General features: G+C 67.2%; 11 protein-coding genes. 8 read left to right on the top strand and 3 right to left on the bottom strand.

Annotation, left to right across the window (positions count from 1 at the left end; all coding sequences use genetic code 11):
- Nucleotides 1-4: 4 nt before the first annotated feature.
- Complete coding sequence (locus ACX40Y_RS01465; RefSeq protein WP_459117753.1) at nucleotides 5-1,309, bottom strand: O-acetylhomoserine aminocarboxypropyltransferase/cysteine synthase family protein; 1,305 nt, start codon at nucleotides 1,307-1,309, stop codon at nucleotides 5-7.
- A gap of 236 nt (nucleotides 1,310-1,545) precedes the next feature.
- On the opposite strand from ACX40Y_RS01465, the gene ACX40Y_RS01460 reads away from it, so the two are divergent.
- A complete protein-coding gene (locus ACX40Y_RS01460; protein WP_459117752.1) occupies nucleotides 1,546-3,009 on the top strand; it encodes an esterase-like activity of phytase family protein in 1,464 nt (487 codons plus the stop codon).
- Between the two features lie 51 nt (nucleotides 3,010-3,060).
- Here the strand turns inward: ACX40Y_RS01460 and ACX40Y_RS01455 are convergent, their stop codons facing one another.
- Entirely contained in the window at nucleotides 3,061-4,584 is a 1,524-nt protein-coding gene (locus tag ACX40Y_RS01455; RefSeq protein ID WP_459117751.1) for a fumarate hydratase, read from the bottom strand.
- 224 nt (nucleotides 4,585-4,808) lie between these two features.
- On the opposite strand from ACX40Y_RS01455, the gene ACX40Y_RS01450 reads away from it, so the two are divergent.
- Nucleotides 4,809-6,380, top strand: a complete 1,572-nt coding sequence (locus ACX40Y_RS01450) for an aldehyde dehydrogenase (NADP(+)) (RefSeq protein WP_459117750.1) — start codon at nucleotides 4,809-4,811, stop codon at nucleotides 6,378-6,380.
- Nucleotides 6,381-6,435: 55 nt separating this feature from the next.
- Here ACX40Y_RS01450 and ACX40Y_RS01445 read toward each other — a convergent pair whose 3' ends face one another.
- Nucleotides 6,436-6,921 (bottom strand): MarR family winged helix-turn-helix transcriptional regulator, encoded by a 486-nt coding sequence (locus tag ACX40Y_RS01445; RefSeq protein WP_459117749.1) that lies wholly within the window; start codon nucleotides 6,919-6,921, stop codon nucleotides 6,436-6,438.
- 276 nt (nucleotides 6,922-7,197) lie between these two features.
- Here ACX40Y_RS01445 and ectA point away from each other — a divergent pair, with 276 nt between their 5' ends.
- The 6 genes from ectA to ACX40Y_RS01415 are packed head-to-tail and all read left to right on the top strand — an operon-like array spanning nucleotide 7,198 to nucleotide 13,087.
- Nucleotides 7,198-7,677 carry a diaminobutyrate acetyltransferase gene (gene ectA, locus ACX40Y_RS01440; RefSeq protein WP_459118378.1) on the top strand — a complete coding sequence of 160 codons (480 nt, stop codon included), beginning with the start codon at nucleotides 7,198-7,200 and terminating at the stop codon, nucleotides 7,675-7,677.
- 19 nt (nucleotides 7,678-7,696) lie between these two features.
- Entirely contained in the window at nucleotides 7,697-9,010 is a 1,314-nt protein-coding gene (gene ectB / locus ACX40Y_RS01435; RefSeq protein WP_459117748.1) for a diaminobutyrate--2-oxoglutarate transaminase, read from the top strand.
- 16 nt (nucleotides 9,011-9,026) lie between these two features.
- Entirely contained in the window at nucleotides 9,027-9,425 is a 399-nt protein-coding gene (locus ACX40Y_RS01430) for an ectoine synthase (RefSeq protein WP_459117747.1), read from the top strand.
- 27 nt (nucleotides 9,426-9,452) lie between these two features.
- Nucleotides 9,453-10,367, top strand: a complete 915-nt coding sequence (gene thpD, locus ACX40Y_RS01425) for an ectoine hydroxylase (RefSeq protein WP_459117746.1) — start codon at nucleotides 9,453-9,455, stop codon at nucleotides 10,365-10,367.
- A complete protein-coding gene (locus ACX40Y_RS01420; RefSeq protein WP_459117745.1) occupies nucleotides 10,364-11,800 on the top strand; it encodes an aspartate kinase in 1,437 nt (478 codons plus the stop codon). The genes thpD and ACX40Y_RS01420 overlap by 4 nt, the downstream gene beginning before the upstream one ends.
- 27 nt (nucleotides 11,801-11,827) lie before the next feature.
- The gene (locus tag ACX40Y_RS01415; RefSeq protein ID WP_459117744.1) at nucleotides 11,828-13,087 is read left to right on the top strand and encodes an MFS transporter; all 1,260 of its coding nucleotides are present in this window, start codon (nucleotides 11,828-11,830) and stop codon (nucleotides 13,085-13,087) included.
- Nucleotides 13,088-13,113 lie beyond the last annotated feature (26 nt).

Raw genomic sequence — 13,113 nt, 5'->3', positions numbered from 1 at the left:
CCGCTTAGTTGCCGGCCGCTGCCCGATCGAGCGCCTGGCCGAGATCGGCGAGAATATCGTCTATATGTTCGAGCCCGATCGACAGGCGGACATAGCCCTCGGACACGCCGGTCGCCAATTGCTCGTCAGCGGAAAGCTGCGAATGCGTGGTCGAGGCCGGGTGGATCGCCAGGCTGCGCGCGTCGCCGATGTTCGCAACATGGTAGAACAGTTCGAGCGCGTTGATGAATGCGCGCCCCGCCGCGCTGCCGGCCGCGAGCTCGAAGCCGACCAGCCCGCCCTGGCCGCCGGTCAGCACGCGCGCGGCGCGCTCTGCCTGGACGCCGGTCTGGGCCGAGGGGTGGATCACCCGCGTTACCTCTGGCCGCGATTGCAGGAAGGCGACGACCTTCGCTGCATTGTCGCAGTGGCGCGGCATGCGCAGCGGCAGCGTCTCCAGCCCTTGCAGGATCTGGAATGCGTTCATCGGCGACAGCGCCGCGCCCAGATCGCGCAGCAGCACGGTGCGCGCGCGCAGGATATAGGCGATCGGCCCGAGCGGCTTGGCCGCCTGGCTCCACACCGCGCCGTGATAGCTGGCATCGGGGGTGTTGAGCATCGGCTGGCGATCGCCAGCCGCTTCCCAGTCGAAATTGCCGCCATCGACGATGATGCCGCCGATCGAGGTGCCGTGGCCGCCGATATATTTGGTGGTCGAATAGACCACGATCGCCGCGCCGTGATCGAGCGGCCGGGCGATCAGCGGGGCGGCGGTGTTGTCGACGATCAGCGGGATGTGGAGCGGGCGCCCGCGCGCGGCGATCTCGCCGATCGGGGCGACGATCAGCTTGGGATTGGGCAGCGTTTCCACATACCAGGCGCGGGTGCGGTCGTCGCTGGCGCGAACAAAGGCGTCGGGATCGGCAGGATCGACGAAGCGGACCTCGATGCCCATGTCCTTCAGCGTGTTGGCGAACAGGTTCCAGGTGCCGCCATACAGGTCCGTGCCGCTGACGATGTTGTCGCCGGCGCGGGCGAGGTTTTGCACCGCATAGGCAGAGGCGGCTTGGCCGGATGCGACCGCGAGCGCCGCCGCACCGCCCTCCAGCGCGGCGATGCGCTTTTCCAGCACGTCGGTCGTCGGGTTGCCGAGCCGGGTGTAGATGTTGCCGAGTTCGCGCAGCGCGAACAGGTTGGCGGCATGATCGGTGTCGCGGAACTTGTAGGACGTGGTCTGGTAGATCGGCGGCACCACCGCGCCGGTGGTCGGATCGGCGCGCCAGCCGGCGTGAAGCGCCAGGGTTTCGGGATGCAGCGTGCGATCGGCCATGCGTTCGGTTCCTCTATTGGGTCGGATTGATCCTGTTGCGTCGATGCTAGCGGCGGCGTCGCCCAAGTGGAGATAGATTTCCTTTGGACCGCTCCGGCGGTGCGATGCTGCGCAGCATTGCCTGTCACGAAAGCGTCATTCGCGATGCGCGAAACTGTCTTCCGCGAGTCCCGGATGAGTCCCGTGACATGGTTAATATCCGGTTTGCGTCATGGGGGCGCAGGGGGAACCATTTCATGCTTCGTACGCTCGCCATCGGGCTGGCGGTCGCATGCGCGACGACCGCGCCGGCCGATGCCCAGATTTTCCTGCTCGCACAGGGCACGATCACCGGCAGCAGCGCCGGCGAAGGCGCCGATCTTTCGGGCCTGAACTACACGCTGGAGAACGGGCTTCAGGCCAATCTGCTCGGCGGCATCGGCTCCGGGCTGACCTATGCCGGCGGCAACACCTTCCTCGCGGTGCCCGATCGCGGGCCGAACGCGACCGCGTATAATTCGGCGGTGGACGATACCGTGTCGTACATCAGCCGGTTCCACACGATCGAGATGACGCTGACCGCGAACAGCGGCGGCGGGCTGCCGTTCATCCTGACGCCGGTGCTCACCGACACGACCTTGCTCTCCAGCCCGATGCCGCTGGTCTATGGCACGGGCGCCGGGCTGGGCAACCGCGCCGACGGCACGCCACTCGGATCGGGCGCACCGATCGTCAACACCGCCGAGACCTATTATTTCTCGGGCCGATCGGACAATTTCGCGCCCGGCCTGTCGACCAATCCGGCGAACGCGCGCTTCGATCCCGAGGCGATCCGCGTTTCCAGCGACGGCACCAGCGTGTTCATCTCCGACGAATATGGCCCCTATGTCCGCCAGTTCGACCGCGCGACGGGCTCGCTGATCAAGACGTTCGAGCTGCCGGCGAACCTCGTCGCGACCAATTTGTCGCCGCAGGGCGGCGTCGAGATCAGCGGCAACACGATCGGCCGCGTCGCCAACAAGGGCATGGAAGGGCTGGCGATCACGCCGGACGGCAAGACGCTGGTCGGCATCATGCAGGCGCCGCTCGAACAGGATGCCGCCGATCCGGCGACGGCGAAGATGCTGCGGATCGTGACGATCGACATCGCCACCGGCGAGACGCACGAATATGGCTATCCGCTGACCACCGGTTCGGGCGTGAGCGAAATCGTGGCGATCAACGACCACCAGTTCCTGGTCGACGAACGCGACGGCAAGGGCCTGGGCGACGACAGCAAGGCCAAGGTCAAGCAGATGTTCGTGATCGACCTGGCCGGCGCCGTCGACATCACCGGCATGAACGGCGCCGAGGCCGCGGCGCACATCGTCGAGAAATCGTCGACGCCGTTCCTCGACCTGGTCGAGCAACTGACCGCCCTGGGCGTGAAGAAGGACCAGATCCCCGCGAAGATCGAGGGGCTGAGCTTCGGCCAGGATGTCGTCTATAACGGCGAGATCGTCCACACGCTGTATATCGCCAACGACAACGACTTCGTCCCCGGCACGGCGGGCGACAACCGCTTCTATGTGTTCGGCTTTACCGACAAGGACCTGCCGGGCTTTGTTGCGCAGCAATTCACCAGCGGCGTGCCCGAGCCGAAAAGCTGGGCGCTGATGATCGCCGGCGTCGCGCTGGCGGGCGGCATGCTTCGCCGCCGCAAGCCGCTCGCGCTCGCCTGATCGCCGGCCGCATGTCCGGGCGCCATTCGGTGCCCGGACATGCCGCGCGGATCATGCAGTCTGGAGCAGCTTTTCCTTGGCAATCTTTTCGCGCCACACCAGCGGGCCGGTGTGATGGACGCTCTCGCCGGTGGCATCCACCGCGACGGTGACCGGCATATCCTTCACGTCGAATTCGTAGATCGCCTCCATGCCGAGATCGGCGAAGCCGACGACACGCGCGCCCTTGATTGCGCGCGACACGAGATAGGCCGCACCGCCCACCGCCATCAGATAGGCGGCCTTGTGCTGGCGGATCGCCTCGATCGCCACCGGACCGCGCTCTGCCTTGCCGACCATCGCGATCAGGCCGGTCTCAGCCAGCATCATCTCGGTGAACTTGTCCATGCGGGTCGCGGTGGTGGGGCCGGCGGGGCCGACCACCTCGTCGCGCACCGGATCGACCGGGCCGACATAATAGATCACCCGGCCCCTGAAATCGACCGGCAGTTCCTCGCCGCGCGCCAGCATGTCCTGGATGCGCTTGTGCGCTGCGTCGCGGCCGGTGAGCATCTTGCCGTTGAGCAGCAGCCGGTCGCCCGGCTTCCAGCTCGCGACGACTTCCGGCGTCAGCGTGTCGAGATCGACGCGGATCGATTCCTTCGACGGCGCCCATTCCACCTTCGGCCATTCGTCGAGGCTCGGCGGATCGAGATAGACGGGGCCGCTGCCATCGAGGCTGAAATGCGCATGGCGGGTGGCGGCGCAGTTCGGGATCATCGCGATCGGCTTGGACGCGGCATGGGTCGGATAATCGAGGATCTTCACGTCGAGGATCGTCGCAAGGCCGCCCAGACCCTGCGCGCCGATGCCGAGCGCGTTGACCTTGTCGAAAATCTCGATGCGCAGCCGCTCGATGTCGTTCTGAGGCCCGCGCTGCTTGAGCTGCGCCATGTCGATATCGCCCATCAGCGACTTCTTGGCGAGCGTCACCGCCTTCTCGGCGGTGCCGCCAATGCCGATGCCGAGCATGCCCGGCGGGCACCAGCCGGCGCCCATTTTCGGGACCATCTCGAGCACCCAGTCGACGATCGAGTCGCTGGGGTTGAGCATGGCGAACTTGGACTTGTTCTCGGAGCCGCCGCCCTTGGCCGCCAACTCGACATGGACATGGTCGCCGGGGACCATCTCGACGTTGAGCACGCACGGCGTGTTGTCCTTGGTGTTGACGCGGCTGAAGGCCGGATCGCGCAGGATCGAGGCGCGCAGGCGGTTCTCCGGATGGAGATAGGCGCGGCGCACGCCTTCGTCGACGACCTCTTGCAGCGAGCGCTCGCTGTCGAGCACGCACTTCTGGCCCCACTGGATGAACACGGTGACGATGCCGGTATCCTGGCAGATCGGGCGATGGCCCTCGGCGCACATCCGGCTGTTGGTGAGGATCTGGGCGATGGCGTCCTTCGCGGCGGGGCCTTGCTCGGCCTCATAGGCGTCGCCCAGCGCACGGATATAATCCATCGGGTGGTAATAGGAGATATACTGGAGCGCGTCGGCGACGCTCTCGATCAGATCGGCTTCCTTGATGATGACGGTCATGAACCTGCCTGCGACAATGGGGCCCGGCGGACGCCGGCTGCACCCGTTTCCTATAGACGAAACGCGCGCCGGGGCCAGCATCCCGGCGCGCGCGGCAGAGATCGCGGCGCCGATGATGCGGCGCGATGCTGCTAGCGGTTGAACCCTTCGGCCGTGGCGCCTAAGTCAGCGGCGACTGTTACCGCTAACCTATCATTTTCATCGCATATCGGGAGAGAGCAGAGATGGCGTTGACCGGAGAATTGTTCATCGCGTCGAAGCGGGTGCGCCACGACGGCGCCGGGTTCCGCGCGGTCGCGGCCGCGACGGGCAGCGAAATCGAGCCGAGCTTCACGATCGCGACCGAGGCGGATGTCGACGCCGCCTGCGCCGCCGCCCACGAGGCCTTCCTCCCCTATTCGACGCTGCCGCGCGAGGACCGGGCCAAGTTCCTCGACGCCATCGCCGAGGAGATCGAGGCGCTTGGCGACGAGCTGATCGAGCGCGCGATGCAGGAAAGCGGCCTGCCGCAGGCCCGCCTCCAGGGCGAGCGCGGCCGCACCGCCGGCCAGCTGCGCCTGTTCGCCAAGGAACTGCGGCTGGGTGATTATCTGCGCGTCCGCATCGATCCGGCGATGCCCGATCGCACGCCGCTGCCGCGCCCCGACCTGCGCCTGCGCATGGTGCCGCTCGGCCCGGTGGCGGTGTTCGGCGCATCGAACTTCCCGCTCGCCTTCTCGACCGCGGGTGGCGATACCGCCGCCGCGCTTGCCGCCGGCTGCCCGGTGGTGGTGAAGGGCCATCCCGCGCACCCGGGCACGGCCGAACTGGTCGCCACGGCGATCCAGCGCGCGGTGGAAAAGACCGGCATGCCGGCCGGTGTCTTCTCGATGGTCAGCGGCACAAGCAACGAACTGGGCGCCGCGCTGGTCAACGATCCGCGCATCAAGGCGGTGGGCTTCACCGGCTCGCGCGGGGGCGGCCTGGCGCTGCTCAAGCTCGCCCAGGCGCGCCCGGTGCCGATCCCCGTCTATGCGGAGATGAGCAGCATCAACCCAGTGTTCCTGCTGCCGGCGGCGCTCGAGGCGCGCGGCGAGGCGCTGGGCAAGGCCTATGTCGCGTCGGTGACGATGGGCGCGGGCCAGTTCTGCACCAATCCGGGCCTGGTGCTCGGCGTGGAGGGCGAGGGGCTGGACCGTTTCGTCGCTGCCGCGACCGAGGCGATGACCGGCGCTCCAGCGCAGGTGATGCTCACGCCGGGCATCCACAAGGCCTATGAAAGCGGCGTCGCCAAGCTGGCTTCGGCCGGCAAGGTGCAGCGGATCGCGCAAGGTGCGGCGCCGCAAGGCCCGACCTGCGGCCAGGGCGCGTTGTTCACGATGAGCGGTGCCGACTTCCTGGCCGATCCCAGCCATGCCGAGGAAATCTTCGGCGCGACCTCGCTGCTGGTGCGCTGTGCGAATATAGACGAGATGATCGCCGTTACCCGGCATGTCGAAGGCCAGCTGACCGCGACGTTGCAGCTCGACGAGGGCGACATTCTCGTCGCGCAGAAGCTGCTGCCGACGCTCGAACAGTTGGTCGGCCGCATCCTCGCCAATGGCTGGCCGACCGGCGTCGAAGTCGCCGATGCGATGGTGCATGGCGGCCCGTTCCCGGCGACGTCGGACGGGCGCAGCACCTCGGTCGGCACGCTGGCGATCGAGCGCTTCCTGCGCCCGGTTTCGTATCAGGACATTCCCGAGGCGTTGCTGCCCGCCGACCTGCGCGACGGCGCGGGCGTTCCGGCGCGGGTGAACGGCAAGCCGACGGTGTGAGCCATGATGCCCCCTTGCCGGCGGCGGCCAGGGGGCATCGCCTTGTTCCAGCCGGTCAGACCGGCGGCGCGTCGATCGCGCCGGCATCGAGCAACGGCGCTGCGTCGATCGAACCGGCGCCGAGAATACCGCCCAGCCGCTCCAGCGCGGCCAATATCATCGCCTGTTCCCAGCCCGGCAACGCGCCGAACCGATCGCTGAAGCGCGTCTGGAGCAGGTCCGGCGCCTTGTCGCTCATCGCGCGGCCGGCATCGGTGACGTGCAGGATGATCTGCCGCTTGTCGCGCGCGCTGCGCTGGCGCGTCACCAGCCCTGTCGCCTCCAGCCGGTCGACGATCGTGGTGATCGTCGCCTGGCTGAACTGAAGCGCGCCGGCGACCACGCTCGCGGTGGTTTCGCCCCGCTGTTCGATTTCCTGAAGCACCAGCAACTGCGACGGCGTCAGACCCGTGGCCGCCGCGAGCTGGCGGCTGCCCAGATCGGAGGCGCGCAGGATGCGCCGGAGCGCCTTGAGCGTGGGCGCGGTCAACTCGGTATCCATGCCGTCTTGCTATGCCAATGCGGCGCTGATCGCCACCGGAAAACCGGGATGGGCGTCGCCGCAAAATGCTTCAACTAATGAAGTATATTTGGCGCGAAAGCCGAAAATTCGGGCGACCGCCCCTTGGCAATTGCGCGGATAATCACCAAATTACCGTCCCTGCCACGCAACGCTCGGAACGGGCGCTGTGTGAAATCGTTTGGAGTACGAAGCATCATTGAAGCGAAAGCAGAAGGATCGACATTGCCTGAACCCGCGGATTCCGCCGCAATCGAGTTGCGACAGCCGCGGGCCGAGGACGGCGCCCGCATTACGGCGCTGATCGCCGCCTCGCCGCCGCTCGATCGCAACTCTGCCTATTGCAACCTGCTGCAATGCACCGATTTCGCCGACACCTGCATCGTCGCCGAGCGCGACGGCCGGATCGTCGGCTGGATCTCCGGCTATCGCCCGCCTGCCGCCCCCGATCGCTTCTTCGTCTGGCAGGTGGCCGTCGATGCGGCGGCGCGCGGCGAAGGGCTCGCGCTGCGGATGCTGACGGCGCTGGTCGAGCGCCCGGCTGTGGCAGGCGCGACCAGCCTGGTGACGACGATCACCGAAGACAATGCCGCCTCCTGGGGCCTGTTCGAGGCCTTTGCCCGCAAATGCGGCGCCACGCTGACCCGTGCGCCGCGCTTCGATCGCGACGCGCATCTGGGCGGCGAACACGACACCGAATGGGAAGCGCGCATCGCGCCGCTCCCGACCACCGACTGAACGTACAGGGAGACCTTTGATGACCACCCATGCGGAACCCAGCGATATTGCGCCCGATACGGGCATCTATGATCGCCGCGAGTCGGTCGTGCGCAGCTATTCGCGCTCGATCCCGCGCCAGTTCAACCGCGCCGAGGGCGTGTGGATGCACGACGAGAATGGCGGCAAGTATCTCGACTTTCTCGCCGGTTGCTCGACGCTGAACTATGGGCACAACCACCCGGTGCTCAAGCAGGCGCTGCTCGATTACATCGCGAGCGACGGCATCGCCCACGGGCTCGACCTGCATACCGATGCCAAGGCCGAGTTCCTGTCCGCGCTGGAGGAGGTGATCCTGCGGCCGCGCGGGCTCGACTATCGGGCGATGTTCACCGGCCCCACCGGCACCAACGCCGTCGAGGCGGCGATCAAGCTCGCCCGCAAGGTGACGGGCCGCGAGATGATCGTCGCCTTTACCAACGGCTTTCACGGCATGACGCTCGGCGCGCTCGCCTGCACCGGCAATGCCGGCAAGCGCGGCGGAGCCGGCGTACCGCTCAGCCATGTCGCGCACGAGCCCTATGACGGCTATTTCGGCCCCGATGTCGATACCGCCGCGCTGCTCGAACAACGGCTCGACGACCCGTCGAGCGGGCTCGACGCGCCCGCCGCGATCCTGGTCGAGACGGTGCAGGGCGAGGGCGGCCTCAACGCCGCGTCGCCCGAATGGCTGGCGAAGATCGCCCGGATTGCCAAGGCGCACGGCGCGCTGCTGATCGTCGACGACATCCAGGCCGGATGCGGCCGCACCGGCAATTTCTTCAGCTTCGAAGGCATGGGCTTTACGCCGGACATCGTGACGATGGCCAAGTCGCTTTCGGGCATGGGCCTGCCGTTCGCGCTGACGCTGTTCCGCCCCGAACTCGATGTCTGGTCGCCGGGCGAGCACAACGGCACGTTCCGCGGCAACAACCATGCCTTTGTCACCGCCGCCGCCGCGCTGCGCCATTTCTGGACCGGCAAGGAATTTGCCGCCGACATCGCCCGGCGCGGTGCCATGCTCGAACAGCGGCTCGACCGGATGGCGGCCGAACATGGGCTCAGCACGCGCGGCCGGGGCATGATGCGCGGCCTGAACGTCGGCACCGGCGAGGCCGCCTCGGCGATCACGCGCGCCTGTTTCGACCAGGGCCTGATCATCGAGACCAGCGGCGCGCATGACGAAATCGTCAAGGTGCTGGCGCCGCTCGTCATCGACGACGCCGTGTTCGCCGCCGGGCTCGACATCCTAGAGCGCAGCGTTCGCGACGCGCTTTCCACCGAAGCGGCCGCCCCCCTGGGCGTCGCCGCCTGAAACAGGAGAAACCTTCATGATCATCCGCAACCTCAAGCAAGTCCGTGCCAGCGATCGCAACGTCCGCTCGGACGGCTGGGCGAGCGCCCGGCTGCTGCTGGCCGATGACAAGATGGGATTCTCGTTCCACCTGACAACGATGTTCGCGGGCAGCGAACTGAAGATGCATTACCAGAACCATCTCGAAGCGGTGCTGGTGCTGAAGGGCACGGGCACGATCGAGGATCTGGGTACCGGCGAGACGCACGAGCTGAAGCCGGGCATCATGTATGCGCTGAACGAGAATGACCGTCACATCGTGCGGCCCGAAACCGACATCCTGACGGCCTGCGTGTTCAACCCGCCGGTCACCGGCCGCGAAGTGCATGACGAAAACGGCGCCTATCCGGCCGCCGAACCCGCACTCGCAGACTGAGGAACACGAAAAAAGGGGAACCCACCCATGACCGAGATCTATCCGACCCGCTGCGCGGCGACGCCGGAGCGGCTGCCGCGCCGCGACCCCGTCGTCCATAGCGACTGGCATCCCGGCGCGCCGCTGACCCGCGAACGGGCCGAGCGGTTCGATCGGGAAGGCTATCTCGTGCTCGAAGGGCTGTTCAGCCCCGACGAGATCGCCGCGCTCCAGTCCGAAACCGGACGGCTGCTCGGCGATCCGTCGTCGCTGGACGCGGAGACGATCATCACCGAGCCGGGCGGCGACGAAATCCGATCGATCTTCGAGATCCATGCGCAGAGCGACATGATCGCGCGGCTGGCCGCCGACGAGCGGCTGGCCGGGGTCGCCCGGTTCCTGCTCGGCGACGATGTGTACCTCCATCAGTCGCGGCTGAACTACAAGCCTGGGTTCCAGGGCAAGGAATTCTACTGGCACTCCGACTTCGAGACGTGGCACGCCGAAGACGGGATGCCGCGGATGCGGGCGCTGTCGATGTCGGTGCTGCTGGCCGAGAACACGCCGAACAATGGGCCGCTGATGGTGATTCCGGGATCGCACCGTACCTTCGTCGCCTGTGTCGGCGAGACGCCCGAAGACCATTACAAGATGTCGCTCAAAAGGCAGGAATATGGCGTGCCCGACGAGGACAGCCTGGCCGAGCTGGCGCATGAACATGGCATCGTCGCCCCGGTTGGTAAGCCGGGCACGGTGATCCTGTTCGACTGCAATCTGATGCATGGATCGAACGGCAACATCACGCCGTTCCCGCGCGCCAATGCCTTCCTGGTCTACAACGCGGTGTCGAACCGGTTGCAGGCGCCCTATGCGGCTGCCACGCCGCGCCCCCGCTTCATCGCTGCGCGCGAGGTGGTACCGCTGGCGCCGGCTGCGGGCGAACTGACGGAGAAGGCGGCATGAGCGGACATAGCGTCGAAAAGATCGGCGGCACGTCGATGGCCGCCACCGCCACCTTGTTCGATAACGTCCTGATCGCGGGACGCAGCGGTGCGGACCTATACAACCGCATCTTCGTCGTCTCGGCCTATGCCGGGATGACCGACCTGTTGCTCGAACACAAGAAGACCGGCGAGCCCGGGGTCTATGCCTGTTTTGCGCGCAACGAGGGCGAGCGCTGCTGGCGCGACGCGCTGGAGCGCGTGCGCGTGGCGATGCTGGAGCGCAATGCGGCGATGTTCGCCCGCGAGGGCAGTCGCGCCGAATGCGACCGCTTCGTCGGGGCGCGGATCGAGGGGCTGGGCGAATGCCTCGCCGATCTCGATCGGCTGCGTTCGCATGGCCGGTTTTGCCTGAAGGAGCAGCTGGTCACGGTTCGCGAGATGCTGGCCGGGCTGGGCGAGGCGCACAGCGCCCACAGCACCGCGCAGCTGCTTCGCGATCGCGGCGTCAACGCGGTGTTCGTCGACCTGACGGTGTGGACGCAGGAGAATCTCGACCCGCTCGACACGCGCATCCGCGATGCGCTGGCACCGATCGACCTAGCCACGCAGATGCCGATCGTCACCGGCTATGCCGGCTGCGAGGGCGGCATGGTGCGGCGCTATGCGCGCGGCTATTCGGAAATGACCTTCTCGCGGATCGCGGTGCTGACGCAGGCGCGCGAGGCGATCATCCACAAGGAATTCCACCTTTCCAGCGCCGACCCGAAGCTGGTCGGCGAGGATCGCGCACGCAAGATCGGCCGTACTAATTACGATGTCGCCGATCAGCTCGCCAATCTGGGGATGGAGGCGATCCATCCGCGCGCCGGCCGCGGGCTGCGCCAGGCGAAGATCCCGCTCAGCGTGCGCAACACGTTCGACCGGCTCGATGCGGGCACGCTGATCAGCGGCGATTATGTGTCGGACAAGCCTCGCGTCGAAATCGTCACCGGGCTGCGCACCGTGCAGGCGCTCCAGTTCTTCGAGCAGGACATGGTGGGCGAGAAAGGCTTCGACGCCGCGATCCTCGACGCGCTGACCCGGCACGGCGCCTGGATCGTCAGCAAATCGTCCAACGCCAACACCATCACGCACTATCTGGCGACCGACGCCGCAGTGGTCGCGCGGGTGATCGCGGATCTGGAAAAAACCTATCCGGGGGCGGCGATCTCGTCGCGGCCGGTGGCGATGGTCTCGGTAATCGGCAGCGACATTTCGGAGCCGGGGCTGGTGCCGCGCGCGCTGCTCGCACTCGACGCCGCGGGCATCACGATGATCGCGATGCAGCACCAGATCCGCAACGTCGACGTGCAGTTCATCGTCGAATGCGATGCGTTCGAGGATGCGGTGCGCGCGCTGCACGAGGCGCTGGTCGACGGAGCCGATGCGGCCAGCGGACGCGCCGCCGCTTGAGGCCGGGGCGGTGGTGAAACGACCCTCATGCTGACCGCGATGCTCTCTGTCCGCAGCCTGTTGCTCGCCATCTTCATGCTGATGGCGGGCAGCGGCTTCCTTGCGACGCTGACCAGCGTGCGGCTGGAGCGGGCGGGGAGCAGCGCGTTGCATATCGGTGCCGTCGCCACCGCCTATTTCCTGGGGCTGGTGCTCGGTTCGCTGCGCGTCTCGCGGATCATTCGCCGCGTCGGCCATATCCGCGCATTCGCTGCGTTCGTCTCGCTGTTCTCCGCGAGCACGCTCACCTATGCGATCCATCAGGATGCGCTGCTCTGGGCCGCGCTGCGCTTCATCGACGGGCTGTGCGTCGCCGGCGTGTTCGTGTGCCTGGAAAGCTGGCTCAACGAGCGGGCCGAGGCGGAGACGCGCGGATCGGTGCTCGCGAGCTACATGATCGCGCTCTATGCCGGCCAGGCGATCGGCCAGTTCCTGCTCAACCTGAGCGAGGACAAGCCGTCGATGCCGTTCCTGGTGGCGTCGATCCTCGTCTCGCTTGCCGCGATTCCGGTGGTGCTGACGCGCATTTCGGCGCCGCCGCCACAGGATTCGGGCTCGCTTTCGGTGCGCGAACTCTATGCGATCTCGCCGCTCGGCATCGTCGGCGCGACGCTGACCGGGGTGATGCTCGGCGCTTTCTACGCGCTCGGCGCGGTCTATGTACGGCGGCTGGGCATGGATCTGTCCGCCACTGCCTGGTTCATGAGCATCGTGATCCTGGGCGGCGTGGCGCTGCAATGGCCGCTCGGGCGGCTTTCGGACCGGTTCGATCGGCGCCGCGTGATCGTCGGCGCGTTCGGCGGCGCGCTTGCCGCCGCACTGGCGATCGCGATGATCGACGGGGCCGGCCTGCCGCTCCTCGCCTTTGGTGCGCTGTTCGGTGGGCTGAGCTTCGCGCTCTATCCGCTGTGCGTCGCGCACACCAACGATCACCTCGCGCCCGAACAGCGCGTCGCGGCGAGCGGCGGGCTGGTGCTGCTCTATTCGGTCGGCGCGGCGGCGGGGCCGATCGCGGGCGCGACCGCGATGATGCTGGTCGGCCCCTCGGGCCTGTTCCTGTTCATCGCCGCCTGTGCGGGCGGCGCGCTCGGCTTTGGCGCGTGGCGCCAGCTGCGCACCCCGCCGGTGCCGGCCGAGCAACAGCAAAGCTATCAGGTGCTGCCGCGCACCACGCCGATGTCGGCGGCGCTCGATCCGCTTGCGGTGGACGAGCAGGAAAACGGGAGGACGACATGGCAATCGATCTGAAGCACGCCGCGAATGCCGGCGGCGAG

The sequence above is a fragment of the Sphingomonas sp. RS6 genome (assembly GCF_054489705.1).
The sequence above is the reverse complement of the archived record's forward strand: the minus strand, read 5'-3'. Positions and strand labels throughout refer to the sequence as shown.

What these genes read in the sequence shown, in the direction of transcription:
- ectB (WP_459117748.1), top strand. Translation starts at nt 7,697, where the DNA reads ATGACCACCCATGCGGAACCCAGCGATATTGCGCCCGATACGGGCATC.
- thpD (WP_459117746.1), top strand. Translation starts at nt 9,453, where the DNA reads ATGACCGAGATCTATCCGACCCGCTGCGCGGCGACGCCGGAGCGGCTG.
- ACX40Y_RS01450 (WP_459117750.1), top strand. Translation starts at nt 4,809, where the DNA reads ATGGCGTTGACCGGAGAATTGTTCATCGCGTCGAAGCGGGTGCGCCAC.
- ACX40Y_RS01460 (WP_459117752.1), top strand. Translation starts at nt 1,546, where the DNA reads ATGCTTCGTACGCTCGCCATCGGGCTGGCGGTCGCATGCGCGACGACC.
- ACX40Y_RS01415 (WP_459117744.1), top strand. Translation starts at nt 11,828, where the DNA reads ATGCTGACCGCGATGCTCTCTGTCCGCAGCCTGTTGCTCGCCATCTTC.
- ACX40Y_RS01420 (WP_459117745.1), top strand. Translation starts at nt 10,364, where the DNA reads ATGAGCGGACATAGCGTCGAAAAGATCGGCGGCACGTCGATGGCCGCC.
- ACX40Y_RS01465 (WP_459117753.1), bottom strand. Translation starts at nt 1,309, where the DNA reads ATGGCCGATCGCACGCTGCATCCCGAAACCCTGGCGCTTCACGCCGGC.
- ACX40Y_RS01430 (WP_459117747.1), top strand. Translation starts at nt 9,027, where the DNA reads ATGATCATCCGCAACCTCAAGCAAGTCCGTGCCAGCGATCGCAACGTC.
- ACX40Y_RS01455 (WP_459117751.1), bottom strand. Translation starts at nt 4,584, where the DNA reads ATGACCGTCATCATCAAGGAAGCCGATCTGATCGAGAGCGTCGCCGAC.
- ACX40Y_RS01445 (WP_459117749.1), bottom strand. Translation starts at nt 6,921, where the DNA reads ATGGATACCGAGTTGACCGCGCCCACGCTCAAGGCGCTCCGGCGCATC.